22 protein-coding genes are annotated in these 25,690 nt (G+C 64.0%); 7 read left to right on the top strand and 15 right to left on the bottom strand.

Annotation, left to right across the window (positions count from 1 at the left end):
- Positions 1-76: 76 nt before the first annotated feature.
- From hemN to ccoN, 10 genes are read right to left on the bottom strand one after another with little or no spacing between them, the layout of a single operon-like run.
- Positions 77-1,426, bottom strand: a complete 1,350-nt coding sequence (gene hemN, locus ACZ1JY_RS01040) for an oxygen-independent coproporphyrinogen III oxidase (protein ID WP_465130070.1) — start codon at positions 1,424-1,426, stop codon at positions 77-79.
- A complete protein-coding gene (locus ACZ1JY_RS01035; protein WP_162896087.1) occupies positions 1,416-1,676 on the bottom strand; it encodes a hypothetical protein in 261 nt (86 codons plus the stop codon). Before ACZ1JY_RS01035 ends, hemN begins: the two co-directional genes overlap by 11 nt.
- A complete protein-coding gene (ccoS, locus tag ACZ1JY_RS01030) occupies positions 1,673-1,822 on the bottom strand; it encodes a cbb3-type cytochrome oxidase assembly protein CcoS (RefSeq protein ID WP_039335141.1) in 150 nt (49 codons plus the stop codon). Before ccoS ends, ACZ1JY_RS01035 begins: the two co-directional genes overlap by 4 nt.
- A complete protein-coding gene (locus tag ACZ1JY_RS01025) occupies positions 1,819-3,942 on the bottom strand; it encodes a heavy metal translocating P-type ATPase (protein ID WP_465130069.1) in 2,124 nt (707 codons plus the stop codon). The genes ccoS and ACZ1JY_RS01025 overlap by 4 nt, the downstream gene beginning before the upstream one ends.
- Positions 3,939-4,409 carry a FixH family protein gene (locus ACZ1JY_RS01020; protein WP_465130068.1) on the bottom strand — a complete coding sequence of 157 codons (471 nt, stop codon included), beginning with the start codon at positions 4,407-4,409 and terminating at the stop codon, positions 3,939-3,941. The genes ACZ1JY_RS01025 and ACZ1JY_RS01020 overlap by 4 nt, the downstream gene beginning before the upstream one ends.
- Complete coding sequence (ccoG, locus tag ACZ1JY_RS01015; protein WP_465130067.1) at positions 4,406-5,923, bottom strand: cytochrome c oxidase accessory protein CcoG; 1,518 nt, start codon at positions 5,921-5,923, stop codon at positions 4,406-4,408. Before ccoG ends, ACZ1JY_RS01020 begins: the two co-directional genes overlap by 4 nt.
- Before the next feature lie 23 nt (positions 5,924-5,946).
- Positions 5,947-6,882, bottom strand: a complete 936-nt coding sequence (gene ccoP, locus ACZ1JY_RS01010) for a cytochrome-c oxidase, cbb3-type subunit III (RefSeq protein WP_118074198.1) — start codon at positions 6,880-6,882, stop codon at positions 5,947-5,949.
- Entirely contained in the window at positions 6,875-7,045 is a 171-nt protein-coding gene (locus ACZ1JY_RS01005; protein WP_118074199.1) for a cbb3-type cytochrome c oxidase subunit 3, read from the bottom strand. The genes ccoP and ACZ1JY_RS01005 overlap by 8 nt, the downstream gene beginning before the upstream one ends.
- A complete protein-coding gene (gene ccoO, locus ACZ1JY_RS01000; protein WP_465130066.1) occupies positions 7,042-7,791 on the bottom strand; it encodes a cytochrome-c oxidase, cbb3-type subunit II in 750 nt (249 codons plus the stop codon). The genes ACZ1JY_RS01005 and ccoO overlap by 4 nt, the downstream gene beginning before the upstream one ends.
- Positions 7,792-7,815: 24 nt before the next feature.
- Positions 7,816-9,462, bottom strand: coding sequence for a cytochrome-c oxidase, cbb3-type subunit I (gene ccoN, locus ACZ1JY_RS00995; protein WP_118074808.1), 1,647 nt, complete (start codon positions 9,460-9,462; stop codon positions 7,816-7,818).
- A 235-nt stretch (positions 9,463-9,697) separates the two neighbouring features.
- On the opposite strand from ccoN, the gene ACZ1JY_RS00990 reads away from it, so the two are divergent.
- Positions 9,698-10,384, top strand: coding sequence for an OmpW/AlkL family protein (locus ACZ1JY_RS00990; RefSeq protein WP_118074201.1), 687 nt, complete (start codon positions 9,698-9,700; stop codon positions 10,382-10,384).
- A 312-nt stretch (positions 10,385-10,696) separates the two neighbouring features.
- Positions 10,697-13,168, top strand: a complete 2,472-nt coding sequence (locus ACZ1JY_RS00985) for a TonB-dependent receptor (protein WP_465130065.1) — start codon at positions 10,697-10,699, stop codon at positions 13,166-13,168.
- Between the two features lie 78 nt (positions 13,169-13,246).
- On the opposite strand, the gene ACZ1JY_RS00980 is transcribed toward ACZ1JY_RS00985, so the two are convergent.
- The 3 genes from ACZ1JY_RS00980 to ACZ1JY_RS00970 form a co-directional block, all read right to left on the bottom strand.
- Complete coding sequence (locus ACZ1JY_RS00980) at positions 13,247-13,942, bottom strand: Crp/Fnr family transcriptional regulator (protein WP_118074203.1); 696 nt, start codon at positions 13,940-13,942, stop codon at positions 13,247-13,249.
- Between the two features lie 254 nt (positions 13,943-14,196).
- The gene (locus tag ACZ1JY_RS00975) at positions 14,197-14,685 is read right to left on the bottom strand and encodes a flavin reductase family protein (RefSeq protein WP_465130064.1); all 489 of its coding nucleotides are present in this window, start codon (positions 14,683-14,685) and stop codon (positions 14,197-14,199) included.
- Between the two features lie 57 nt (positions 14,686-14,742).
- On the bottom strand, positions 14,743-15,654 hold the full coding sequence (locus ACZ1JY_RS00970) for a CmcJ/NvfI family oxidoreductase (RefSeq protein ID WP_465130063.1): 912 nt from the start codon (positions 15,652-15,654) through the stop codon (positions 14,743-14,745).
- 256 nt (positions 15,655-15,910) lie between these two features.
- On the opposite strand from ACZ1JY_RS00970, the gene ACZ1JY_RS00965 reads away from it, so the two are divergent.
- Together ACZ1JY_RS00965 and ACZ1JY_RS00960 are read left to right on the top strand one after the other, a co-directional pair.
- Positions 15,911-17,683, top strand: coding sequence for a DEAD/DEAH box helicase (locus ACZ1JY_RS00965; RefSeq protein WP_465130062.1), 1,773 nt, complete (start codon positions 15,911-15,913; stop codon positions 17,681-17,683).
- Between the two features lie 63 nt (positions 17,684-17,746).
- On the top strand, positions 17,747-18,019 hold the full coding sequence (locus ACZ1JY_RS00960) for a hypothetical protein (RefSeq protein WP_465130061.1): 273 nt from the start codon (positions 17,747-17,749) through the stop codon (positions 18,017-18,019).
- A 6-nt stretch (positions 18,020-18,025) separates the two neighbouring features.
- Here ACZ1JY_RS00960 and lepA read toward each other — a convergent pair whose 3' ends face one another.
- On the bottom strand, positions 18,026-19,843 hold the full coding sequence (lepA, locus tag ACZ1JY_RS00955) for a translation elongation factor 4 (protein WP_118074206.1): 1,818 nt from the start codon (positions 19,841-19,843) through the stop codon (positions 18,026-18,028).
- 295 nt (positions 19,844-20,138) lie between these two features.
- Between lepA and ACZ1JY_RS00950 the strand changes: the two genes are divergently transcribed.
- Positions 20,139-21,587: a porin gene (locus ACZ1JY_RS00950; RefSeq protein WP_465130060.1), complete on the top strand. Its 1,449-nt coding sequence runs from the start codon at positions 20,139-20,141 to the stop codon at positions 21,585-21,587.
- 213 nt (positions 21,588-21,800) lie between these two features.
- The gene (locus tag ACZ1JY_RS00945; RefSeq protein ID WP_118074207.1) at positions 21,801-22,175 is read left to right on the top strand and encodes a glycine zipper 2TM domain-containing protein; all 375 of its coding nucleotides are present in this window, start codon (positions 21,801-21,803) and stop codon (positions 22,173-22,175) included.
- Positions 22,176-22,226: 51 nt separating this feature from the next.
- Here ACZ1JY_RS00945 and ACZ1JY_RS00940 read toward each other — a convergent pair whose 3' ends face one another.
- Entirely contained in the window at positions 22,227-24,275 is a 2,049-nt protein-coding gene (locus ACZ1JY_RS00940) for a S46 family peptidase (protein WP_465130059.1), read from the bottom strand.
- 136 nt (positions 24,276-24,411) lie between these two features.
- On the opposite strand from ACZ1JY_RS00940, the gene ACZ1JY_RS00935 reads away from it, so the two are divergent.
- Complete coding sequence (locus tag ACZ1JY_RS00935; RefSeq protein WP_465130058.1) at positions 24,412-25,686, top strand: class I SAM-dependent methyltransferase; 1,275 nt, start codon at positions 24,412-24,414, stop codon at positions 25,684-25,686.
- Positions 25,687-25,690: the final 4 nt, after the last annotated feature.

Here is a 25,690-nt window from a genome sequence, read left to right as displayed (position 1 = left end):
CCCGACTCAGCCGGATTGTGCACCTGCTAAGGGCAGGCGCATAGCTATTCTTGGGAAACGCAGGACTGCAGGAACGTCACACGGCCGAGCTGAACTGGCGCTCACCGGTGCGATAGGCATCGAATACCGAGGCGATTGACCGGGCGTAAGGTTCATTGCCCGGCAAGAGGATGAGCACGTTGCCTTCGAGACGGGCGAGGCCCCGCGCGACGAACGGCTCCAGGCGGCTGCGGTTCATGGCCAGAAGATCAGCGTCGATCTCGGCCCGGCCCCGGCAAAGGATATCGTTGATGATCCCGCCGCGACGGCGATCTTCCGCCGTGCGCACGATCCCCTTGCGTCCCGGCAGCTGATCGGCGCCGACCAGCATGCGGTAACGGCCGGCGTTCTTCTCGGTTTGCACGTAAAGCTCGGGGAATTCGCTGATCGAGGATGCGCCGAGGCCGATGAGGACTTCGGACTGGTCTTCAGTGAAGCCTTGGAAATTGCGCCGCAACGTGCCCGAGCGCGAGGCAACGGCAAGATCGTCGTCCGGCAGAGCGAAATGATCAAAGCCGACGGCCTGATACCCGGCACCGACCAGACGCTGATACCCTTCGGCGGCCATGCGAAAGCGCGCGCGCTGGTCCGGCAGTTCGCTGGCATCGATCCGCTGCTGGCGGGGGATCATGTGGGGCACATGGGCATAGCCGAACAGGGCAAAGCGATCGGCACCCATGGCGACCGACTGGACCAGCGTTTCGGCGAGAATGTCGTCATTCTGGAACGGCAGGCCGTACATCAAGTCAAAATTGATGGAATCGACACCCGCCTTGCGCAGGCCTGCGACGGCGCGTTCGATATTGTCGCGTGGCTGCACGCGGCCGATCGCTTGTTGAACGCGGGCGTCTAGCGTCTGCACGCCGAGGCTGGCCTTGATCACGCCGATACCGCGGATCGCCATGAACCAGCCCGGCTCCAGCGTGCGGGGATCGAGCTCGATCGACAGGACCGGCTTCTCGAGACGGAAGCTGAGAGTCAGCTTGTCGACGAGGCGGACGAAATCGGTGGGCTTGATGGCGTTGGGGCTGCCGCCGCCGAAAGCAATGCGCGAGACCTTTACCGATGGGTGCAGCAGGCGCGAGACCAGATCGATCTCGTGGTGGAGCGCCTCCATGTACGCAGCGAGGCGCTGGGTCTTGTTGGCGGCGCCGGTATTGCAGCCGCAGTACCAGCAGATTTCCTTGCAGTAGGGGATGTGGAGATAGAGCGAGACCGTACCGCGCAGGGCCTGCAACGCTTCGCGCTGACGATCCTCGAAGCTCTCCTCGACGAATTCGGCAGCGGTGGGATAGCTGGTGTAGCGCGGGACCGGGCGTTCGAGCAGCTCGGGCCAATAGGTCCACTGGCCGAAGACTTCAGGCCCGGTCATCATGTCAGCAGCCATCGCCTTCGCCTTCTCCGTCATCGCCATTGTCACAACAGCTATCGGCGCTGGCGCGCTTGCGCATTGAGATATGACAAATCTTGCAGCAGGGCAGATTCTCGCTGCCATCGTCCTTGGCGGGGATGCGGATCGGGATTGGCGCACCGCTGCCGCCGCAGGAGGCGACCATCATGACGCTGGCGTGCGACGGCGCGGGGCTGGCCATCTGCAGAACGGCCAGTGGCGCGAGAAAGCGCATGAGTCGGCTCATGGCTGGTCCTCTTCCTCGATAAGGATGCGCGCCGCAGCGCCATCGAGATCGCTGAACTGGCCACGCTTCAGGGCCCAGAAGAAGCCGGCCAGCCCGAACAGACCCATGCCGAGCGCGATCGGGAGCATGAAAGCGATGCCGTTCATTTCGTCTCTCCGGCAAGGCGCAGCGAGTTGGCGACGACGATCAGCGAACTGGTCGACATGGCGACGGCCGCGATCAGCGGGGTGACGTGGCCGAGGATGGCCAACGGCACGGCCAGCACGTTGTAGCCGATGGCGAGCGCGAAGTTTTGGCGGACGACGCGCATGGTCGCCCGCGAGACTCGGACCGCGCGGGGGATGGCGAGGAGCGACTCTCCGGTGAAGACCATGTCCGCCGCTTGCCGTCCGACATCGCTGGCCGAGCCGGGCGCGATCGAGGCGTTGGCGGCAGCGAGCGCGGGACCATCGTTCAGGCCGTCGCCTGCCATCATTACCTTCCAGCCGACACGTTGCAGGCGCTGGAGCGCTTCCTGCTTGTCGGCCGGAGAGGCAGCGGCTTGCGCCGTCAGGCCAGTGGCGCGGGCAACGGCGGCCACCGCCGGGACGGAGTCGCCCGACAGGATCGAAGGATCGACGCCAAGAGCCTGCAACTGCGCAAGCGCTTCGGGCGCATCGGGGCGCAGGCGGTCGGCGAAGGGGATGACGCGGACGGCATCGCCTTCGATGCGAAAGGCCGTTGCCATGCCTTGCGACGAGGCAGGACGGCCCAGCGCGACCGCCAGACCGTTCCAGCGTGCGGTGATGCCCTGCCCTGCTTCCTCGCGCACATTTTCCAGGACTGCCGCCCGCACGCCGCGTGCGCCAAGCGCCTGGACCAGTCCGAGCGACAGCGGATGGCGGCTGTGGCTGGCAAGGGCCATGGCAACCGAGGCTTGTGCATCGGTCAGCGCGCCCAAGGCTACCTCATCGGGCACGGGACGGCCGAGTGTGAGCGTGCCGGTCTTGTCGAGCAGGATGCGGTTGACTTCGGCCATGCGTTCGAGCGCGGAACCGTCCTTGACCAGAATGCCCTTCTTCATCAACGCGCCTGCCGCGACGACTTGCGCCACCGGCACGGCGAGGCCGAGTGCGCATGGGCAGGTGATGATCAACACCGCGATGGCGATGACCAGCGACTGGTAGACCCCTGCCCCGGCGATCATCCATCCGGCGAACGTCAGTGCAGCCAAGGTGTGGACAGCGGGCGCGTAGAGCCGCGAGGCGCGGTCGGCGATGCGCACGAACTTCGAGCGCGACTGGCCTGCCGCTTCCATCAGCCGGGCGATTTCGGACAGGGCGGTGTCCTGCCCGATGGCAGTGACGCGCACGTCGACCGGGGCATCGACGTTGAGCGTTCCGGCGTGGACCAGCGTGCCAGGAGCCGCTTCGACCGGGGCGCTTTCGCCGGTCAGCAGCGACTGGTCGAAGCGGGTGGTGCCGCGCAGGACTTCGCCATCGGCGGCGAGGCGTTCGCCGGCTGCCACGCGCATGAGCATGCCGGGCTGCAGCGATTTCGTATCGAGCCAGCGGGTTGCGCCGTCTGCCTCGACGACCATAGTGCCGGTAGCCACCTGCCGCAGGAGTGCATCGACGCCCGAGCGGGCGCGGTCGCGCATCATGGCGTCGAGCACGCGGCCTGCCAGCAGGAACATCAGCAGCATCAGCACGCCATCGAACCATGCCTCAGTGCCGCCGGTCAGCGTTTCGTAGAACGACAGGCCGGTGGCGATGGTCACGCCGATGGAGATCGGCACGTCCATGTTGGTCCTGCCGTGGCGCAGCACTTTCCACGCCGAGGTGAAGAACGGGCGTCCGGCATAGACGATGGCCGGCACGCCGATCATCGCCGAGACCCAGTGGAACAGCGACCGCGTGGTGCCATCGGCGCCGGACCAGACGCTGACCGACATCAGCATGACGTTCATGCAGGCAAAGGCAGCGACACCGAGCGGTGCAAGCAGCGGCTTGACCGCCGAGACAGGCTCGGCCTCGATCTCGCGCGGTTGCGCCTCGAAGCCAGTGGCCGCGAGCGTGGCGACCAGCGTGGGCATTTCGACCTGGCGAGCGTGGATCACCTCCACGGTGCGCGCGGTCAGGTTGGTCCGCGCGCTGGCAACGCCATCCAGCGCAGCCAGGGCGCGCTCGACCTTGCCCATGCAACCGGCGCAATGCATGCCGGGAACGGCAAGCACGGTGTGGACCGCATCCGCAGGTACGGCGCGCAGACGGGCAGCGGCGGTCACAGCACTTCGCCCACGGTGCGCCAGACCTTGCCCTCGGCCTCGACCATCACGCGCAGGCGCCAGCGGCCGGCTTCCAGCGGAGCGGCGTAAGTGCCCGGTGCGGTCTCGCGTAGGGTCAGGTCCGTCTCGGGACGCTGGCCAAGCGGGTGTTCGGCCACGGCCGTAACCTTCGCCGCAGCGATGGCCCGACCGGTGCGGTCACGCAGGGTGATGGCCGCCCTGCCCTGCCCGTCGCGAGCGATGCCGGCCTTCCAGCCAAGCGCCTGCTCGGCACTGGCTTCCTTGAGCCAGCCGTTGAACTGCTGGCTGGCGACATAGGAATTCTCGACCACGACGCCGCCGAACGTGGATGACGCCAGACGCGCCATGAGAACGTTGACGGCGATGACTACGCCGAAAAAGCTCACAAGGATCAGGGTGATGTGCTTGCCGGTGAACGGGCGAGCGGTACGGCTGTGCTGGGTCATTCGCCGTGTCCTTCCGGAGTGGTGAAGCTGGTTTCGCTGCGGTCCGTGCCGCCTTCATCGTCGGGCGCGGTCAGTACGAAGGCGAATTCGCCGCGGCCCCGTTCGTGGTGACCTTCGTGGTGTTCCCGATGGTGCTCGCCGTGTTCAACACGACGCTGGTCGACGACGTAGATGCGCAGGCGTTGCGTGGTGTCGGCGGGGACGCGGAACGTTAGATCGCGCTTGGCGGCGGCAGCGTCCATCTCGTCGGTGAACATGGCCGCGCCTTCGAGGCCTTCCAGAGCGACGCGGAAGGTCCGCGGGCGCTCTTCCATGTTGCGCAGCTTGATCGTGTAGGCGTTGCGGATCGTCCCGTCAGACAGCGTCACGAACTCCGGGTTGCGATCCTTGGCGACGGAGATGTCGAGCCGCGCGCGCTGGCCGAGCATGAACAGCATGGCCGCGCCGATCGCCGACCACACGCCGAGGTAGATCAGCGTTCGCGGACGGAACATGGTCTTGAGGACCGGCGTCGGTTCCTCTCCCCGCTTCTCCTTCTCGGCATCGACCAGTGTGCAGTAGTCGATCAGGCCGCGCGGGCGGCCGACGTCGGCCATGGCCTTGTCGCAGGCGTCGATGCACAGCGCGCAGGTGATGCAGCCGATCTGCGGCCCTTCGCGAATGTCGATGCCGGTGGGGCAGACCGCGACGCACTGCATGCAGTCGATGCAATCGCCCAGCGGAGTTGCCGCCTTGACCGCGCTCTTGACCGAACCGCGCGGTTCGCCGCGCCAGTCCTTGTAAGTGACGATCAGGCTCTTCTCGTCGAGCATGGCCGTCTGGATGCGCGGCCAGGGGCACATATAGATGCACACCTGCTCGCGCATGAAACCGCCGAAGATGAACGTGGTCATCGTCAGAACGAAGGTGGTGGCATAGGCGACGGGCGCGGCAGTGCCGGTCCAGAACTCGTACTGTAGCGTCGGCGCGTCGGCGAAGTAGAAGATCCACGCGCCGCCGGTGGCAAAGCTGATCGCGAGATAGATCGTCCACTTGAGCGCGCGCTTGCCAATCTTCGCCGCGGTCCACGGAGCCTTTTGCAGGCGCAGTTGCGCGTTGCGGTCACCGTCAACGAAGCGATCGACGTGCTGGAACAGGTCGGTCCACACCGTCTGCGGGCAGGCATAGCCGCACCAGGCACGGCCCACCGCCGAGGTGACGAGGAACAGGCCGATGCCGGCCATGATCAACAGGCCCGCCACGAAATAGAATTCGTGCGGCCAGATTTCGATGTCGAACATGAAGAACCGGCGGTGTGCCAAATCAATCAGCACCGCCTGGTCGGGCGCGTAGGGGCCGCGGTCCCAGCGGATCCACGGGGTGCCCCAGTAGATGCCCAGGCACACGATCATGACCAGCCACTTGAAACGGCGGAATGGTCCGTTGATGGCCTTCGGGAAAACGCCTTTGCGCTTTTCGTAGAGGCCGATTTCATTCGAGTGGTCCGCGCGGAGTTTGGGATCGTGCGCAGTCATGACCGTGTTGTCCTGTGTTCGGGTTATTTGGCAGCAGCGGGGGCTGCGGCAGTGTCGGGAGCGGCAGGATCAGCGGCAGGAGCCGGAGCTTCCTCGCCGCCACCCAGCGAGTGGACGTAAGTGGCCAGCATCTTCACCGTCACCGGATCGAGACGCGCACCCCACGATGGCATCACCCCGTAACGGGCGTTGGTCACCGTCTGGGTCAGCGCCTTGCGGTCACCACCGTAGAGCCAGATCGCATCGTCAAGCTTCGGCGCGCCGAAGGCCCGTCCGCCCTCCCCGTTGGTCCCGTGGCAAGCGACGCAGTTGGCGGCGAAGATTTCGGCACCGCGCTGCGAAGAGCCGCTCGGCCTTTCCTGTCCGCTGATCACGCGGACATGGCTGACCACGTCCTGCACCTGCGCCGGAGTCAGTATGCCGTCGCGCCCGAAGGCTGGCATCTGGCTCATGCGCGTGGCGTCGTCGCCGGGCTGGCGCACGCCATGCACAAGCGTCTGGTGGATCGTGGCGACGTCGCCGCCCCACAGCCAGTCGTCGTCGTTGAGGTTGGGATAACCCGCACTGCCAGCCGCGCCATTGCCATGGCACTGGATGCAGTTGACCTTGAACGCGGCGCGGCCGCCGTCGATCGCGGCGCGGCGCAGGCGCGGATCGGCAGCGATCTGTTCGATCGAGGCCTTGTCGAGCTCTGCCATGAGGCCGGCCTTCCGGGCGGCTTCTGCCTTCATTTCCTGATCGAGCTGGCCGCGGCTGGTCCAGCCGAAGGTTCCTGCCGTCGCCTTGTCGATCATCGGCCAGGCCGGATAGACCACGCAGTAGGCGATGGAAAAGGCGATGCAGGCGTAGAAGCTCCACAGCCACCAGCGCGGCAGCGGATTGTTCAGTTCCTCGATGCCGTCCCATTCGTGGCCGACGGTTTCGACGCCGGTTGCGTCGTCGATGCGCTGCTTAGACATCGGTTTCGTCCTTGAAGATCGAGTTCGCGGCTTCGCGGTTCAGCGGCTTGGCGCCGGGACGGAACGGCCATGCGCTCAGCCCCAGGAAAATCGCCGTCATGACCACAAGCCCCCAGCTGTCGGCGAGGTGCCGCAGCAGGTCGTAGGTGGAGTGGGTGCTCATCGACCCTTCTCCTTCGCGAGCTTCTCCTGCGCGGCAGGGGCATTCACGTCGACCAGCGTGCCGAGCATCTGGAGATAGGCGACAAGCGCATCCATCTCGGTCAGGCGCTTCGGATCGCCATCAAAGTCGCGCGCCTGAGCCTTGGGATAGCGCTTGAGCAGATCGCTGGCATCGGCGTCGGGATCGGCCTGGGTCTTGAGGTCCTCGTTGGCCTTGTCGATGTCGGTCTTCGAGTAGGGCACCCCGACCTGGTAGAGCGTGCTCAGCTCTGCGGTCATGTCGCCCGGGTTCAGGTCATGCTCGGCCAGATGCGCGTACGTGGGCATGATCGATTCCGGCACCACGGCGCGCGGATCTTTCAGGTGCTGCACGTGCCATTCGTCGGAGTAGCGATTGCCGACGCGGGCAAGGTCTGGCCCGGTGCGCTTGGAGCCCCACTGGAACGGATGGTCGTACATCGATTCCGCGGCAAGGCTGTAGTGGCCGTAGCGTTCGACCTCGTCACGGAACGGACGGATCATCTGGCTGTGGCAGACATAGCAGCCTTCACGGACATAGATGTCGCGTCCGGCCTGCTCGAGCGGCGTGTAGGGGCGCATGCCATCCACCTTCTCGATCGTGTTGTCGATCCAGAACAGCGGGGCAATCTCGACGATGCCGCCAACGGTCACCGCGGCGAAGGCCGCGAGCCCAAGGAGCGTCACGTTGCGCTCCAGTTTCTTGTGCTTTTCCACGATTGTCGTCATGGGATTTTCTCCGGATGCGTCTGATCAGGCTGCGGCAGGCGCGGCGAGGATCGGACGGTCCTTTTCGGGATCGTAGGCGGCGTCGCTCATCGGCGCTTCGTCACGCAGATGGCCGAGGATCGTGCGCCAGACGTTGATCGTCATGACCACGGCCCCTGCGAGGTAAAGCAGGCCACCGAAGGCGCGCAGGAAGAACATCGGCTTCAGCGCAAGGACGGTTTCGGCAAAGCTGTTCACCAGGTAGCCGTCAGCGCCATATTCGCGCCACATCAGGCCCTGAGTGATGCCTGCCACCCACATCGAAGCGGCGTAGAAGACGATGCCCACGGTCGCGAGCCAGAAGTGCCAGTTGACCATGCGCAAGCTGTAGAGGCGTTCACGGTTCCACAAGCGCGGCACGAGGTAATAGACCGCGGCGAAGGTGATCATTCCGTTCCAGCCCAGTGCGCCGGAGTGAACGTGGCCGATGGTCCAGTCGGTATAGTGCGACAGGCTATTGACCGACTTGATCGACATCATCGGGCCTTCGAAGGTGCTCATGCCGTAGAAGGCGAGCGCCATGACCATCATGCGAATGATCGGATCGGTGCGGACCTTGTCCCAGGCGCCGTTGAGCGTCATCAGGCCGTTGATCATCCCACCCCAGCTCGGCATCCACAGCATGACCGAGAAGACCATGCCCAGCGTCTGCGCCCAGTCGGGCAGCGCGGTGTAGTGGAGGTGGTGCGGACCTGCCCAGATGTAGAGGAAGATCAGCGCCCAGAAGTGGATGATCGACAGGCGGTAGGAATAGACCGGGCGTTCGGCCTGCTTCGGGACGAAGTAGTACATCATCGCCAGGAAGCCGGCGGTGAGGAAGAAGCCGACCGCGTTGTGGCCGTACCACCATTGCACCAGCGCGCCCTGCACGCCTGCGAAAATCGGGTAGCTGCGGCTGCCGACGAAGCTGACGGGCCAGTTCAGGTTGTTGACGATGTGCAGCATCGCCACGGTGACGATGAACGACAGGTAGAACCAGTTCGCCACGTAGATGTGCGGTTCGGTGCGCTTGACGATCGTGCCGACGAAGACCGCGAGGTAGGCCACCCAGACGATGGTCAACCAAAGGTCGACGTACCATTCCGGCTCGGCGTATTCCTTGCCCTGCGTGATGCCGAGCAGGTAGCCGGTTGCCGCCAGCACGATGAACAGCTGGTATCCCCAGAACACGAAACGGGCGAGGCCGGGGAAGGCCAGCCTCGCCCGGCAAGTGCGCTGCACGACGTAGAACGACGTGGCGATCAGCGCGTTGCCTCCGAAAGCGAAGATGACCGCAGAAGTATGCAAGGGCCGCAGGCGGCCGAAAGCGGTCCATTCCAGACCGAGGTTCAGCACCGGCAGCGCCAGTTGCAATGCTATGTAGAGTCCGGCCAGGAACCCGGCCATGCCCCAGAAGACTGTCGCGATCACGCCCCAGCGGATCACGTCGTCGTCATAGCGGCCCTGGTCTGGGGCCAGGATGGCCTTGGACAGATCCACCCCGCGCAGCGTGACGATCAGCCCGAGGATGCAGGCGAGCGCGACGATGCCCATGTGGATCGCGAAACCCGTGTCGACGGCTGCAGCGCAGGCGGCGACGGCGATAAGGAGCGCAACGAGCCATAGCCCTGTGCGCGATAGTGCCGATTCCATGGAGCCTTCCCTTCCATGAGTGATGTGCATGTCGCGCTGCACCCACGGGAGGGAAGGAACATTGATCGGAGTCAAATCACGCAAAATCAGTCTTATACTTTGGTCGAAGATCGCGATTTCGCATTTTTGCGCTTCGTCAATGTCTGATGATTCGGTGCGGTGCATCAGGCTGTCCAAGCCATGGACGATCTGGGGCCAGCGAGGGGCTGGCCATCCGTGGCGCAGGACAAGAGCAATGAAGAAGCTGATTACCGCCGCCCTGCCCCTGGCCTTCGCAGCCGCCGCGCTTGCACCGGCACCGGCCCTTGCCGGCTCGGCCGAAGGCAAGTTGCAGGTCAAGGTGCTCGGCACCGGCGTGCTTCCGGACGGCAAGATCGTGGAAGTGAAGAACGACCCGCTGGGCCTGACCACCGGCGCACAGACCAAGGCCAACGACAACTACGTGCCGACGCTTGCGGTCGAGTATTTTCTGACGCCGAACATCTCGGCCGAGACGATCTGCTGCTTCACCCAGCACCATGTCAGCGGCGTCGGTGCCCTCGCGCCAGCAACCAACATCGTTGATCACGTGTTGGTCCTGCCGGCCACGTTGACCCTGAAGTATCACCTGCCGCTGGGCGGCGGAATCAAGCCCTATGTCGGTGCAGGTCCGTCGATGTTCCTGATCTTCGGGGAGAAGCCCGGCTCGAGCATCACCGGCCTCGGCGTGACCAAGGTGAAGATGTCCAACGAAGTCGGCTTTGCTCTTCAGGCCGGCGTGGACATCCCCGTCAACGACAAGGGCCTTGGCGTCAGCATCGATGCCAAGAAGTACTTCCAGGACACGACCGCGCATTTCTACGCGGGCAATGCCGAAGTCCTGACCACCAAGCACTCGCTTGACCCGTGGGTCGTGAGCGCCGGGCTGGCCTACCGCTTCTGACGAAATCCCCTTCCCGTCCGGCGCCCCCCACGCGCGCCGGATCTGGGGACGGCGGGCAGGAGATCACGAGGTTCTGGGATCGCCTCGCTGGTTTCCTGCCCGCCACTTTTTCGTTTGTCGAACTTACGAATCCCAACATTTCAGGGCGTTTCAGGCCTGTTGCGTTGCCGCCACAGGTGTGGCTGAATAGGCGGAACTTCCCCAAAGCCTGATTGCGCCGACCCGTTGCCCTGGCGCATGGGAACTCCAGCGCTTGTCAACGAACAAGTTGCCATCGCAACGACATTTGCGCCATTTTGGGAGGATACAACAATGGCTAACCCAGCCCGCATTCGCAGGATTCTGCTCTCGTCCGTCGCCTCGCTGGTGATCGCGACGCCCGCCCTTGCCCAGTCCGCCGATGAAGCACAGGCTGAAGACGGCGGCACCGGCAACGAAATCGTCGTCACCGCCACCAAGCGCGCCCAGACCATCCAGGAAGTGCCGTTCTCGGTGAACGCGCAGACCGCAGCCGATATCGAGAAGACCGGCGCCACCTCGATCGAGGACATTTCGCGCTCGGTCGCTGGCCTCACTGTCCAGAACCTCGGGCCCGGCCAGAGCCAGGTTTCGGTACGCGGCGTCTCGGCCGGCCAGATCGTCCGCGACCAGCCCGGCGTGAAGGAACAGGTCGGCATCTACCTCGACGAATCCGTCACCTCGCTCTCGCTGTTCACGCCCGATTTCGACCTGTTCGACCTCAATCGCGTGGAGACGCTGCGCGGCCCGCAGGGCACCCTGTTCGGTTCGGGTTCGGTCGGCGGTACTGTCCGCTACATCACCAACCAGCCAAAGCTCGGCTCCACCGAAGGCCAGGTCGCCGCTGACGTCAACGTGCTCGACGGCGGCGATGTCGGCTATTCGGCCAAGGGCGCGGTCAACGTGCCGCTGGGCGAGAACGCCGCGCTGCGCGTCGTCGGCTATGGCGAGCACTTTGCCGGCTTCATCAACGCAGTTGGCCCGGCTGCCGGCAAGAACATCAACGACGGCGAACGCTACGGCGTGCGCGCAGCAGTGCTGTTCGAGCCTGTCGCCGGCGTGAAGATTACCCCGCGCATCGTCTACCAGGACATCAAGACCAACGGCTTCAACCGCGCGGACGTGTACCACTTCTACCAGAGCCCACTGGCCGGCGCTCCCGCGCTGCCGGAAAACACGCAGTACCTGAAGCTGCGCGAAGGCTTCCGCGACAAGACCACCTTGGCTGATCTCACGATCTCGGCGCCCGTTTCGGATTCGATCGAGGTCACCAGCGTCACGACCTATATCAACCGCGATATTCTGGTCAGCCGCGATGCTTCGGCCCTGACTGGTTCGGTATCGGTGTCGTTCGCCGGTCTGGAACCGCTTGTGGCACCGGGCGCAAACCTGCCTTCAAACCTGCGCGATGGCACCAAGCTGAAGACCTGGACGCAGGAAGTGCGCCTTGCCTCGTCAGGCAAGGGTCCGCTCCAGTGGGTCCTTGGCGGGTTCTACAGCAAGATCGACCGCAAATACGCACAGCGCCTGCCCACCCCGGGTTACGACGCCTTCGGCAACCTGTTCCTGGCCGCCCTCTGCCAGGCCGAAAATACGTGCCGCGTTCCCAACGCCAATCCGGCGTTGCGGACCCCGTTCGTGTCGACCGATGCGGCAATCGCCAACGGGTTCCCCGCGAACTCGCCGTACAACGCCGATATCCCTTACGACATCGAGCAGTTCGCGATCTTCGGTGAAGCCAGCTACAAGATCGGCGATTTCAAGATGACCGCCGGCGGCCGCTACTACGACTTCAAGGAATCGCGCGACTTCATCTCGGGCGGCGTCTTCGCCAACGGTGACCGCCGGATTGCCGACAAGACCAAGAGCGACGGGTTCAACCCCCGCTTCATCGTCAGCTATCAGCCGAGCCGGGATCTCTCGATCAACCTGCAGGCTTCGAAGGGCTTCCGTCTTGGTGGCGTGAACGACCCGCTGAACCTGCCGCTCTGCTCGGCCAACGACAAGGTCATCTTCGGCAACAGCCAGACCTACAAGGACGAAAGCCTGTGGAACTATGAGGCAGGCGTGAAGCTCGCCAGCGGCCCCGTCACCTTCAATGCGGCTGCGTTCTACAACGACATCCGCAACCTGCAGGTCACGGCCGACGCCGGAAGCTGCTCGTCGCGCGTGGTGTTCAATGTGCCGAAGGCCCACACCACCGGCGTTGAAATGGAACTCGCTGCCGAGCTTGGCATGGGCTTCTCGCTCGCGGTCAACGGCTCGGTGATCGAATCGCAGTTCGACAGCAGCGTCAAGGATGGCACCGGCGCGATCATTGCGGGAATCCGTGACGGCAACCGCCTGCCGACCGTGCCGAAGTTCCAGATGTCGGCAACTGCGGGCTATACGACCGAAGTGTCGAATGGCATGGACTTCTCGGCCAATGCCAGCTTCCAGCATGTCGGCAACCGCTTCACCCAGCCCTCGGATCAGGAAGCCGGCGCGGGCGTATTCAGCAACTCGCTGTTCTTCAATCCGGCAACCGGCGCCTATGGCGGTGGCAACTACAACTTCGGATCCTACCAGCTGCCCAGCTACAACCTCGTCAACATTTCGGCGGGTCTGAACTGGGAAAACGGCCTTTCGGTCCTCGTCTATGCCAACAACCTGTTCAACGAAACGCCGCTGCTTTCGCTGGACCGCGAACGCGGTGGCCGTGCACGTCTCGGCTACAACGTCGGCACGCCGCGCAAGATCGGCATGACCGTGCGCAAGTCGTTCTGATCTTCCGGGTCGGACAAGAAAAAGGCCGGTCCCGCAAGGGGCCGGCCTTTTTCGTATCCGAAGCCTTGGAGGCCGGGATCAGCCCGCCAGCGAGACCAACGCCTGCCGGTTGAGAATCTCGACCTCACGACGCGAGGGCAGTTCGATCACGCCGTCGTTCTTGAGCTTGGTGAACTGACGGCTGACCGTCTCGATCGTCAGGCCCAGCACATCGGCCACCTGCTGGCGCGAGAACGGCAGCGAAAAGCGCTTGGCGGGGCCAAACGCGGGAGTGCAGCCCGTCTCGGCAAGACGATCGGACATTTCCAGCAGGAAGGTCGCGATCTTTTCCGATGCGTTCTTGCGCCCGAGGAGCATCATCCACGAACGCGTGCGGTCGAGTTCCGCAAGAGTGCGCTCCAGCAGCTTGTGCTCAAGCTCGGGATGTTCGCGGGCGAAGCGGTCAAAATCGTTGCGGGAGAACACGCAGACACGCGCGTCTGTCAGCGCGACCACGCTGGCACTGCTGGTCTGGCCGAAGGGGCGGCCGATGAAATCCGATGGATAGGCAACGCCGACGATCTGCTCGCGCCCGTCCTCCGTGCTGGTGGTCAGCTTGAGGACGCCTTCGATCACATTGGCGACGAGCAGCGAATCATCGTCTTCCCAGATCAGCGGTTCGCCCGCCGTCACCACTCTGCGTCGACCGATCTGATTGAGGGCTTCAATCTCACGGTTGTCGAGTCCGGCGCAAATGGCACGATTGCGGACGACACAGGTATCACAGGAAGACATGGCGCTTCGTTATCATTCCGAACCATTTCGGGCAATTGGCGAAAAGGATCGGTCTTCGGGCTCTCCGAAGCACGAAAAAATTGGGCGGTCCGTTTCTGCCGGGCCGCCCGAGTTGGGGAGAAATCGCCGAAGCGGGGCGGAGGCCGGTGGGGTGCATCCACCCCGCTTCGTCGAAGTCATGACTATCCGCGCGCGCCCGAGCCCGCGTTGACGGAAGTCAAAAACACCAACAATTTTTAGGATTGCTGCAGAATTCAGAGCGCGGGGAGCTGCGTCACGTCGTGATATTGGCCCCGGAAGAACAGCAGCGGCGTGCCTTCTTCGCGCCGGTCCAGCGCCTCGACTGCGCCGACCACGAGGAAGTGATCGCCGATGTCCTCGACCCGCTCGACCGTGCAATCGATCCAGGCAATTGCATCCTCGAGCAGCGGCATCCCCGACGGCGTGTGATCGTGCGCCAATTCGGCGAACTTGTCTTCGGCCTTGGCCGCGAAGCGCTTGCACAGCTCCAGCTGGTCGGCGCCCAGAACGTTCACGCAAAACCGGCCCGTTTCCGCGATCTTGGGCCAGGTGCTCGATCGCTTGTCGGGGAAGAAGCCTACAAGCGGCGGATCGAGCGAAATCGAACTGAACGAGCCCACGACCAGACCGTGCCGGGTTCCGTCCGACTCGACCGAAGTGATGACGCAGACACCAGTGGGCCAGGTGCCGAGGACGTTACGGAAATGGCGGGAATCGATCATGCGCGCCCGCCTGTCGCCAAATCGCGCGCGCGTCAACCATCCCCGAATGACTCGAGACTATTCGAAAAAGGCGATGCAGCGCACCTCGATGCTTTCGCGCGTCTGCGCATCGGGCAGGCTGGTATCGTGAAACGCCGTGTGCGGGCAGCGCCAGGTCACCGAATGGTCGCTGTCCTGGAACTTGAACAGCAGGACGTCATCGGTCTGCATGTTCGAGAAATACCACCAGCGATGCCGTTCGCGATGGCGAAAGATCGTGGCTGCGATCATCTGGTCCTCGCCTTCGACGGGCGCGGTCAGGGCATCGCCCGTGGGAAATTCGTCCACTACGAACAGCGTGTTCGCTGCCGTTTCCTCGTCACGCACCGTACGCCCGTCGCATACGGCCAGCGGCCAGTCCTGCGGCCCGGGGGAGAACGTGCGCCACAGCGAAAAGCAGATGTAGCGCTTGTACCCCGGCCCGTCGGGAAACCGGTCGGCATAGACTCGGGCGGCGGCACGACGCCCGGTGATCTCGTTGTAATCAACGTGCGCTTCGCCAGCCGGGGGCTGGATGCCGCCGGAGTGCTTGTACCCTTCCACCTTTTGCTTTGCCCTTGCCGAGAGATCGGCTGACGTCCGGATCATCCACCCTTGGGCAGCAGTGCGGCTCGCCCCGGAAAGGCGCGTCACCAGTTGCTCGACTTCGGCAAGATAGGCCGCATCGACCGCTGGCCTGTCATGAAAGTCGGCAATGGATGAGCGATGCTTGCCGAGCACGAAGCCATGCACGTCGAGCGTGAAGTGATCGCGGATGGTCATTCCGTCGCGCACTTCGCAGGGGTAATCGAAATAGTCCCCGGTATTCATCTCCGCGCCTTGGGAGACATAGCGCCGCGTGACGTAGTCCCCCTCTCCCAGATAGCGGATCAGCGCGGGCGCGCGGCGGACAGAGTCCTCGATCGGTGCAAGTTGCGCAGTCTCGTTCATCTGCCTCTCCCAAGGCCTCGTTCCTGATTGCGGCGATCTTCCCATATGTTAGGCTGCCTAATCAAGTGGCGCCTTGAAAAGAAATGCAAGCCAAACGCGCAAAAGGCGTGTAGGGGCCGCCGCACAGGTATCGCCGTGCACTGTGTGGGAACGGGCTGAGGCGATTCGTGCCGGGTAAATCACCCGGCCACCCAGCCGATATTGGCCCAACACATATGCGAATGTCGCTCCGGCGGCAGGAATGGCGATTTTGACGATGACTTTTGCACACCTCCCCAGCCCGCTCGCGCAGGCTCTCGAAGCGCATGGCTACACCGCGCTGACCCCGGTCCAGGCTGCCGTCACCGAACCCGAAGCTGCTGGCCGCGACCTCGTCGTGTCGGCACAGACCGGCTCGGGCAAGACCGTGGCCTTCGGCCTTGCCATGGCGCCCGAACTGATCGGCGATGAAAGCGCCCTCCCCTTTGCCACCGCGCCGCTCGCGCTGGTCGTGGCGCCGACGCGCGAACTCGCGCTGCAGGTCAGCCGCGAGTTGCAGTGGCTCTACGCGCCGACCCACGCGCGCATCGCCACCTGCGTCGGCGGCATGGACCCTTCGCGCGAACGCCGCACGCTGCAGGGCGGCGCGCATATCGTCGTCGGCACGCCCGGCCGCCTGCGCGACCACCTAGAACGCGGTGCGCTCGACCTCTCGGCGCTCGCGTGCGTCGTTCTCGACGAGGCTGACGAGATGCTCGACATGGGCTTCCGTGAAGACCTCGAGGAACTGCTCGACGCAACGCCCGAAAACCGCCGCACCCTGCTGTTCTCGGCGACGATGCCCAAGCCGATCGAGGCTCTGGCAAGGCGCTATCAGAAGAACTCGCTGCGCATCTCCACGGTTGGCGAAAATCGCGGCCATGGCGATATTGCCTACCGCGCCGTTGCCGTTGCCCCGGCTGAGATCGAAGCTGCCGTCGTCAACCTGCTGCGCTTCCACGAAGCGGAAACCGCGATGCTGTTCTGCGCCACGCGCGACAACGTCCGCCGCCTCCACGCCACGCTGGTCGAACGCGGCTTCACCGCCGTCGCGCTTTCGGGCGAGCATAGCCAGTCGGAGCGCAACAACGCGTTGCAGGCCCTGCGCGATCGCCGTGCCCGCGTCTGCGTCGCTACCGACGTCGCAGCGCGCGGCATCGACTTGCCGTCGCTCAGCCTTGTCATCCACGTGGAAATCCCGCGCGATGCCGAAACGCTGCAGCACCGCTCCGGCCGCACCGGCCGCGCCGGCAAGAAGGGCACCGCCGTGCTGATCGTGCCATTCCCGCGCCGCCGCCGCGTCGAGATGATGCTGCGCGGAGCCAAGATCAACGCCGAGTGGGCCGAAGTGCCGACGCCGGAAGCAATCCGCGCGCAGGACCGCGAACGCCTGCTCGAAACGATCCTCGCGCCGGTCGAGCCGGACGAGGCCGATCTCGACATTGCCCGCACCCTGCTCGAACAGCGCAGTGCCGAGGAACTGGCCGCAGCGCTGGTCCGCGCCCATCGCGCCGCGCTGCCCCAGCCCGAAGAGCTGCTCTCTGGCTCCGACGAAGGCCGCAAGCAGGCTGCGCACCGCCCCGGCTTTGACGATGTGGTGTGGTTCCGCATGGACGTGGGCCGCCGCCAGAACGCCGATCCGCGCTGGATCCTGCCGACGCTGTGCCGCCGCGGCCACGTCTCGCGCCAGGAAATCGGCGCGATCCGCATTGCTCCCAACGACACCTGGTTCCAGGTCCCGCGCGCCATTGCCGACCGCTTCGCCGATGCCGTGCGCCGCACCGCCGATCCCAAGGGCGAGGACGAGAACGGAATCCACATCGAGGCCGCGCCCGATGGTCCGCGCGAAATGGCGCGCGACAACCGCCGCGGCGCCAACGATGGCCCGCGCAAGTTCCACCGCAATGATGGCCCGCGCGGCGAAGACCATCGCGGCCCCCGCCGCCCGCACCCGGCAGGCCAGCGCCCTCAGGGAAGGCCTCACCGCAAGGGCCCAGCCCAGCCACGCTGATCAAACCGGCGGAACGAAATCAGCAGCTCCGGCTTGGACTACCGTTCAAGCCGGAGTTTTTGCATGTCCCAGATACCCAAACCTGCCACCTTCCGCCTGCTCGGCGCGCTGGCGCTGCCTCTCGCCCTGATGCTGGGCGCGTGCGATACGGCCGACAAGCCGACGCAGCCGATGGATGCCAAGGATATCCCTGAGAATCAGGGCATGGGCGGGGTATATGACGGCAACCCGTCCGGCACGCCATCAGGCGCCGGGGCCAATACAGCCGCCAACATGCCAGCCGAGGATCGCTCCTCGGCCGACGGCACTACGCCGATGCAGTCTCAACCACAGTAAGGCGGCTTATTCCTCGCCCATGCGCAGCGCGGCGATGAAGGCTTCCTGCGGGATCGAGACGTTGCCGTACTCGCGCATGCGGGCCTTGCCCTTCTTCTGCTTTTCCAGAAGCTTCTTCTTGCGGGTAATGTCGCCGCCATAGCACTTGGCGGTGACGTCCTTGCGCATTGCCGCGATCGTCTCGCGCGCGACGACCTTGCCGCCGATTGCCGCCTGGACCGGGATCTTGAACAGGTGGCGCGGGATCAGGTCCTTGAGGCGTTCGCACATGTGACGCCCGCGCGCCTCGGCAGCGCTGCGGTGCACGATCATCGACAGCGCATCGACCGGCTCGTTGTTGACGAGAATGCTCATCTTCACCAGATCGCCCTCGCGCAGGCCAATCTGCTCGTAGTCGAACGAGGCATAGCCCCGGCTGATCGACTTGAGGCGATCATAAAAGTCGAACACCACTTCGTTGAGCGGCAGCTCATACGTCACTTGCGCACGCCCGCCGACATAGGTCAGACCGGTCTGCACGCCGCGACGGTCCTGGCACAGCTTCAGCACCGAGCCGAGGTATTCGTCGGGCGTGTAGATGGTGCCCTTGATCCACGGTTCGTCGATCTGTTCGATACGGCTGGGATCGGGGTAGTCGGCCGGATTGTGCAGCAGGATCTCGCGCGCATCGTCATTGCGGCTGGCGCGCAACTGGATGCGGTAAACCACTGAAGGTGCAGTGGTAATCAGGTCGAGATCGTACTCGCGGCTGAGGCGTTCCTGAATGATTTCGAGGTGCAGCAATCCGAGGAAGCCGCAGCGGAAACCGAAGCCCAATGCTGCGCTCGATTCCATCTCGAAGCTGAACGATGCGTCGTTCAGACGAAGCTTGGCGATGCTCTCGCGCAGCTTTTCGAACTCGGCTGCGTCGACCGGGAAGATGCCGCAGAACACCACCGGCTGGACTTCCTTGAAGCCCGGCAGCGCTTCCTTGGCACCCTGCTTGACGGTGGTGATCGTGTCCCCCACGCGGGCCTGCGCCACTTCCTTGATCTGCGCGGTGATGAAGCCGATTTCGCCCGGGCCCAGTTCGTCGAGCGTCTCGATCTTCGGCCGCATGCAGCCGACACGGTCGATCAGGTGCTCGGTCCCGCCGGCCATGAACTTGACCTGCAAGCCCTTCCTGATCACGCCGTCGATGACGCGGACGAGGATGACGACGCCGAGGTAAGGATCGTACCACGAATCCACCAGCATGGCCTTCAATGGCGCGGTGCGGTCGCCCTTCGGCGGCGGAATGCGCTCCACCACGGAATCGAGCACTTCCTCGATGCCGATGCCGGACTTGGCGCTGGTCATCACCGCGTTGCTGGCATCAAGCCCGATCACGTCCTCGATCTCCGCCTTGACCTTCTCAGGCTCGGCGGCGGGCAGGTCGATCTTGTTGATCACCGGCACGATCTCGTGGTCGTGCTCGATCGACTGGTAGACGTTGGCGAGCGTCTGCGCTTCCACGCCTTGCGCCGCATCCACCACCAGCAACGCGCCTTCGCACGCGGCAAGGCTGCGGCTCACTTCATAGGCGAAGTCGACGTGGCCCGGCGTGTCCATCAGGTTCAGCTGATAGGTCTTGCCGTCCTTGGCCTTGTAATCAAGGCGCACGGTCTGCGCCTTGATGGTGATGCCGCGCTCCTTCTCGATGTCCATGTTGTCGAGCACCTGCTCGGACATTTCACGCTCGGAAAGGCCGCCGGTGTACTGGATCAGACGATCCGCCAGCGTCGACTTGCCGTGGTCGATATGGGCGATGATGGAGAAATTGCGGATCAGCGAAAGGTCGGTCATGTCGGTCTTTGAATGAAGCGGTGCGGTGCGCACCGGAGGGCCGTTAGCAGGTGTGCACCTGCGAGTCACGATGGCCCGAGTCTGCATTGGCGAAAGCACCAAAGCGCGATTCTTTGCAGATGCGGGTCAGTTTTTCGACATCGGACACAAAGCCGAAATATTATCTTTCCGTGCAGAATCAGAAAGATAAGTCGAACTTCTCGAAGCGAAATCCGCCATTGCGTCAACTGACTGTCACAAACCCGTCATTTTCAGCGCCTAGCGGCTCCGGCAACACAGTGAACGGAGAAGCAAAGTGTCGGCAAGCAAGGCGTTCAAGGCGGCTCTGGCAGCAACCGTCTTCCTGTCTGCACCGCAAGTCGCGGCAGCGGCGGAAGATCAGGACGCAAAGATCGCCGATCTTCAGCGCCAGGTCGATGAGCTGAAGGCCATCGTCAAGGCCATGCAGTCCGCCCAGGTTGCTCCGCAAGTGGCTGCTTCTGCCCCTGCTGCAACTTCGGCCCCAGCCACGACAGCCTCGTCGCAAACCGGCACCGCCGCCGCTCAACCGGTAGTGCTTGCTGCAGCGACGCCCGAGGCCAAGCCTGCGCCCAAGAAGAAGGCCTGGCACGAGAAGCTGATGATCCGCGGCTACACCCAGTTGCGCATGAACGAGATCGTCCGCGGCCCGAAGAACGCGCCTGCGGGCGTATCGCGCCTGCGTTCAGTGCAGGACAGCGGGATCAGCGAGAACGGAAACTTCACGCTTCGCCGCGCGCGCCTTGTCGTGCAGGGAGACATCTCCGACCGCGTCTCGCTCTATATGCAGGGCGATATGGCCGCTGCGGTCAGCAACCAGTCGGCCAATGAATCGCGCCAGCATTTCTTCCAGATGCGCGATGCCTACGCCGACGTGTTCCTCGACAAGGCCAAGACCCTGAAGGTGCGCCTTGGCCAATCGAAGGTGCCCTACGGCTGGGAAAACCTGCAGAGCTCGTCGAACCGTGTGCCCCTGGATCGTACCGATGCGATCAACGCGCCGGTTCCCGGAGAGCGCGACCTTGGCGTGGTACTCTATTACACCCCCCCGAAAATCCAGAAGATCTGGGACGAGCTTACCCAGGATGGCCAGAAGCTGTTCGGCAATTACGGCGCCTTCGCCCTTGCCGCCTACAACGGGCAGGGCATCAACAAGGTGGAACGCAACGGCGGGCTGATGACGGTTGCCATGGCGACGATGCCGTTCCGGCTCGACGGCATTGGCCTTGACGGGCAGGTCGCGGAATTCGGCGTGACCGCGATGCGCAACCAGTTCCGCCCGGAAATCCGCACCGGTGGCGTTTCGACGATCTCCTATGACGACAACCACGTGAACTTTCACGGCATGATCTATCCCAAGCCCTTCGGCATCCAGGCCGAATGGACTTTCGGGACTGCGCCACAGTGGGACCGCACGCTTGGCGCAATCCGTTCGCAACGCGCGTCCGGCGGCTATGTCATGGCCATGTACCGCATGCCGGAAACCCCGATCGGCCAGCTCATTCCGTTCGCACGCTGGCAGAAGTACCGCGGTGGCTGGAAGAGCGCCATCAACGCACCCCGCCTCGAAACCGACGAGTACGAGGTGGGCGTCGAATGGCTCCCGCTGAAGGAGCTGGAAGTGACGCTCAACTACGCCAATGTTTCCCGTACCGAAGCAGACGAACGACGGACCGGGCAGGCCAAGGGCGACGTGATCCGCGCGCAGGTGCAGTGGAACTACTGAACTCTCGCTCCTGAGGGTATCGGGCACTCCGGCACCGAAGGAATGGCTACCCGCTGGCGTCCGCTTATCGCAGGCCAAAGGCGGGTCGTCGCTTGCTGCGCACAAGTCTCGCCCGTTCATCCGACGTTGTGGATCGTGCCGCAAGGATCGCCGTTGTCGCAGCAAATCGGTTCAACCGAACTGCAAGCATAGTTTCGACTACGGGAGCATCCCATGAGAAAGACCATTCTGGCCGCAACCCTGGCGGCCATCGCCCTTCCCGCTGCACCGGCCCTGGCAGATCCCCCGCACTGGGCTCCGGCTCACGGTCATCGGGCCAAGCATGACCGCATCTATGACAGCCGCGGTCGCTATCTCGAGCCGCGCCGCATCAGCAGCCGCGATACGGTTTGGCGCGGTCGCGACGGTCGCTATTATTGCAAGCGCAGCAACGGCACGACCGGGTTGATCATCGGCGCGGCCGGCGGCGCGCTTCTGGGCCGTGCCATCGACACGCGCGGCGATCGTGCGCTCGGCACGATCCTCGGCGCAGCCGGTGGTGCGCTGCTCGGTCGGGAGATCGAACGCAGCGGCGGTCGCTGCCGCTGAGCGGATTGCAGCCAGACATATTGGGGCGGTTCTGCGGAGCCGCCCCTTTTGCTATTTGTGGACCAGTTCCTTGACCAGCGCCGGCGCCGGGTAGATCACTTCCAAGGCATGCTGGATTGCTGCCGTACTCACGACAACGGTCCTGTTTAACGCGCCCTGATAGCCATAGTTGCCACCGATCGAATGGATATTGCCGTCAAACGCCGCGCCGATCACGCTGCCGTTGCGGTCAATTACCGGCGAGCCTGAGTTGCCGCCAATGATGTCGTTGGTCGTGACGAAATCGAACGGCAAGGACTTGTCGATCTTCGCCTCATTCGCCGCAAATGCACTGGCCAGATCGAACGGTTCGGCGCCTGTCGCCCGGTCGAATGCGCCGCCGATGGTGGTGACCGGCGCAACGTCCCGCCCGCGCTCCTTCCAGCCTTCGACCTTCCCATAGCTGATGCGCAGCGTGAACGTGGCGTCGGGATAGACATTGTTGCCATAGGCCATGAACCGCGCATCGGCGAGCCGGGCTCCCGCCTCGGCCAGAGGTCCGGCATAGCGTTCGTCCACCAGCTTCTTCAGTTCCCGCTCGCGTGCGTCGATCTTGCGGGCATAGACGATCATCGGGTCGGACGATGCCTCGATAGCCTTGCGCCCGCCTTCCCACAGCGCCTTGCGTGCGGCCGGATCGGCCAGCGTCGTCCCGCCAACCAGCCGCTCGGCCAGGCCCTCCGGCGATTCCTTGCCAAGCAGGAGCCGGGTATCGGGATCATCGGCGCCGAGATACTCGCGCGCCTTCGACAGGCTCCATGCCAGCTCCAGTTGCTCCATCCACGGATAGACCGGGGCCTCGTCGAGCAGCGTCTTGGCGGTGAGTTCGAGGCTGGAATCGCGAAATTCCGGCAGACGCTCGGCGTTGGGCTTCTCCCGCTCTGCCGCGCCCTGCACCAGCTTCATGGCCTGATCCATCAGCGCCGAGTGCGGCACGATGAAACGCCACGGCACATAGATGTCGCGATAGGCCTGCACTGCCTTGGCGGTATCCGCCCAAGGATCGCCGATTCCCGGCTTGCCCATGGTCTTCGCCTTCAGGTCCGCCTCGGCATCGCCCAGCATCCTGAGGAACGCCGGATCGTTCAGCGCCTTCTGCCGCCCGATATAGACCTTGAGGCTGTTCTCGATGCCGAACAGTTCGTCAGCGCCCTCACGCTTCTGCTGCGGGCTCTTGTCCATGGCCGCGATCAGGCGCCCGCGCAGTTCGGACAGGATCGTGGTGGTCAGCGGAAGTCCAACCTCACGCTGGAAGGCGATCTGGTCGGTGGTGAATAGCCGCTGCGTTGCACCCGGATTGCCCACCACGAACGTCGCTTCGCCTACCTTCGGCCCGCGAGAGTTCCATGAGAGATGGGCAGGAGTTGGAACCGGTTTGCCATTCTCGTAAGCCCGCAGGAACGCAGCGTCGAGCGCATAGCGCGGGTAATTGAAATTGTCGGGATCGCCGCCGAAGAAGGCTGCCTGGAACTGCGGCGCCCAGGCCAGCCGCACGTCCGAATACTTGCGGTAGGTATAGAGCTTGTACTGCCCGCCTCCGAACAGCGTCACCACCTCGCAGCGCGTGGTCTTGCCATCCTTGCACCCGTCCTTCTCGATCCTCGCCACTTCCGCATCGCGCGCCTTGACCAGCGCTTCGCCAGTCGAAGCGCCGATCGCCGCCTTGACCCGCGCGGTCACGTCGGAAATCGCGGTTACGACCTCGGCCTGCTGGCCCGGGCATTTGAGTTCCTCCTCGCGCCGGGTGGGCACGAAGCCGTCCTTCAGGAGATCGCGCTTGTCGGTGGAGTTGTCCTGCGCGCATTCGACGACGCAATGGTGGTTCGTCAGGATCAGCCCCTCGGGCGAAACAAAGCTGGCCGAGCACCCTCCGGTCAGGCGCACCGCAGCGGCCTGCACGCGGCCAAGCCACTTGGCATCTGGTGCCCAGCCATAGTCCTTCTGCATCCTGGCCGTGGGGAAAGCATCGAAAGTCCACATACCTTCATCGGCCAGCGCCTGCGAGGAATGGAACGACAACGCCAGCAGCGCAGCGGAAGCAGCGAGACGGAACTTGGCCATGCACCCGGTCCTGAAAGTTACAATTGCAATCGCATTAACCATTGCACGACATGAACGGATTTTAAAGTGACAATGTTACATGCACTGTTCGTCAATAAAGCCTTGCGACAGGATCGGCTTCGCATAACCTGTGTGCATGTGGCTGCTAGACCAGATGCTCAAAAGGCTGATCCGCAAGGGTAAGCTTGTCGTAATCGATCATGATGGCAAGGAGTATGCCTATGGCGAGCCATCCGCCCCGCCCCTGAAGATCCGTTTCACGGACAAGGGCGCGGCCATGCATGTCGCCAAGGACCCGCGAGTCGGCGCGGGCGAGGCGTACATGGACGGACGCATGGTCATCGAACCGCCGCACGATGTGCGCGATTTCGTCCTGTTCGTCATGGGCAATGCCAGCAACGCCGGCGGGATTGACCGCAAGGGCCCGGTCCGCAAGGCGCTTTCAAAGGTCGTCTCGCGCATCGACCAGATCAACCAGCGGGCGCAGGCCTCGAAGAACGTCGTTCACCACTACGACCTGACCCGCCAGTTCTACGAGCTGTTCCTCGACGAGGACCGGCAATACACGATGGCCTACTTCCGCGATCCGGAAAACACGCTGGAGCGCGCTCAGGTCGACAAGAAGGCGCTGATCGCCTCCAAGCTGCGGCTGGTGCCGGGGCAGAGTTCAGGGATGCGCGTGCTGGACATCGGCTGCGGCTGGGGCGGTCTGGCGCTCTATCTCAACCGTCACTTCGGCTGCGAAGTGCTGGGCGTCAGCCTCGCCCCTGACCAGATCAGGTTCGCGCAGGAGCGCGCCGAGGAGGCCGGCGTGGCCGACAAGGTCAAGTTCCAGCTGATCGACTACCGCGATGTGCAGGGCCAGTTCGATCGCATCACCAGCGTCGGCATGATCGAACATGTCGGTGCGCCCAACTTCGGCGAATACTTCGCCAAAACCAATGAACTGCTCGATCCTGATGGGATCATGCTGACCCACACGATCGGCCGCAAGGGCGCACCGGGAACGACCGACAAGTGGACGCGCAAGTACATCTTCCCGGGCGGCTACATCCCGGCGATGAGCGAACTGGTTTCCGCACTGGAGAAGACCGGCTGGGAAGTCGGCGACATCGAGGTCCTGCGTTACCACTATGCCTATACGCTGGCCGAATGGTACCGCCGCGCCACCATGCACCGTGAGGAGATCGTCGCGCTTTATGACGAGCGCCTGTTCCGCATGTGGCAGTTCTACCTTGCCGGAGCCGAGCAAAGCTTCCGCCACGGCGGCATGGTCAACTTCCACATCCAGAGCGTGAAGCGTCGCAGCGCGCTGCCGATGACCCGCGACTACATGCAGCAGGAATGGACGCGACTGTCCGCTCTCGACGAAGCGCCGGAATGGCATCTGGAGCGCAAGGCGGCGGAGTAGGCGC

The organism is Novosphingobium sp. BL-A-41-Hi4B-X5A (assembly GCF_055521705.1).
This window is presented reverse-complemented; position numbering and strand designations above follow the sequence as displayed.

What these genes read in the sequence shown, in the direction of transcription:
- lepA (WP_118074206.1), bottom strand. Translation starts at nt 19,843, where the DNA reads ATGACCGACCTTTCGCTGATCCGCAATTTCTCCATCATCGCCCATATC.
- ACZ1JY_RS00940 (WP_465130059.1), bottom strand. Translation starts at nt 24,275, where the DNA reads ATGGCCAAGTTCCGTCTCGCTGCTTCCGCTGCGCTGCTGGCGTTGTCG.
- ACZ1JY_RS00970 (WP_465130063.1), bottom strand. Translation starts at nt 15,654, where the DNA reads ATGAACGAGACTGCGCAACTTGCACCGATCGAGGACTCTGTCCGCCGC.
- ACZ1JY_RS00965 (WP_465130062.1), top strand. Translation starts at nt 15,911, where the DNA reads ATGACTTTTGCACACCTCCCCAGCCCGCTCGCGCAGGCTCTCGAAGCG.
- ACZ1JY_RS00975 (WP_465130064.1), bottom strand. Translation starts at nt 14,685, where the DNA reads ATGATCGATTCCCGCCATTTCCGTAACGTCCTCGGCACCTGGCCCACT.
- ccoP (WP_118074198.1), bottom strand. Translation starts at nt 6,882, where the DNA reads ATGTCTAAGCAGCGCATCGACGACGCAACCGGCGTCGAAACCGTCGGC.
- ccoS (WP_039335141.1), bottom strand. Translation starts at nt 1,822, where the DNA reads ATGAACGGCATCGCTTTCATGCTCCCGATCGCGCTCGGCATGGGTCTG.
- ccoO (WP_465130066.1), bottom strand. Translation starts at nt 7,791, where the DNA reads ATGACGACAATCGTGGAAAAGCACAAGAAACTGGAGCGCAACGTGACG.
- ccoG (WP_465130067.1), bottom strand. Translation starts at nt 5,923, where the DNA reads ATGACTGCGCACGATCCCAAACTCCGCGCGGACCACTCGAATGAAATC.
- ACZ1JY_RS00945 (WP_118074207.1), top strand. Translation starts at nt 21,801, where the DNA reads ATGAGAAAGACCATTCTGGCCGCAACCCTGGCGGCCATCGCCCTTCCC.
- ACZ1JY_RS00985 (WP_465130065.1), top strand. Translation starts at nt 10,697, where the DNA reads ATGGCTAACCCAGCCCGCATTCGCAGGATTCTGCTCTCGTCCGTCGCC.
- ACZ1JY_RS01005 (WP_118074199.1), bottom strand. Translation starts at nt 7,045, where the DNA reads ATGAGCACCCACTCCACCTACGACCTGCTGCGGCACCTCGCCGACAGC.
- ACZ1JY_RS00960 (WP_465130061.1), top strand. Translation starts at nt 17,747, where the DNA reads ATGTCCCAGATACCCAAACCTGCCACCTTCCGCCTGCTCGGCGCGCTG.
- hemN (WP_465130070.1), bottom strand. Translation starts at nt 1,426, where the DNA reads ATGGCTGCTGACATGATGACCGGGCCTGAAGTCTTCGGCCAGTGGACC.
- ccoN (WP_118074808.1), bottom strand. Translation starts at nt 9,462, where the DNA reads ATGGAATCGGCACTATCGCGCACAGGGCTATGGCTCGTTGCGCTCCTT.
- ACZ1JY_RS01035 (WP_162896087.1), bottom strand. Translation starts at nt 1,676, where the DNA reads ATGAGCCGACTCATGCGCTTTCTCGCGCCACTGGCCGTTCTGCAGATG.
- ACZ1JY_RS01020 (WP_465130068.1), bottom strand. Translation starts at nt 4,409, where the DNA reads ATGACCCAGCACAGCCGTACCGCTCGCCCGTTCACCGGCAAGCACATC.
- ACZ1JY_RS00935 (WP_465130058.1), top strand. Translation starts at nt 24,412, where the DNA reads ATGTGGCTGCTAGACCAGATGCTCAAAAGGCTGATCCGCAAGGGTAAG.
- ACZ1JY_RS00980 (WP_118074203.1), bottom strand. Translation starts at nt 13,942, where the DNA reads ATGTCTTCCTGTGATACCTGTGTCGTCCGCAATCGTGCCATTTGCGCC.
- ACZ1JY_RS00990 (WP_118074201.1), top strand. Translation starts at nt 9,698, where the DNA reads ATGAAGAAGCTGATTACCGCCGCCCTGCCCCTGGCCTTCGCAGCCGCC.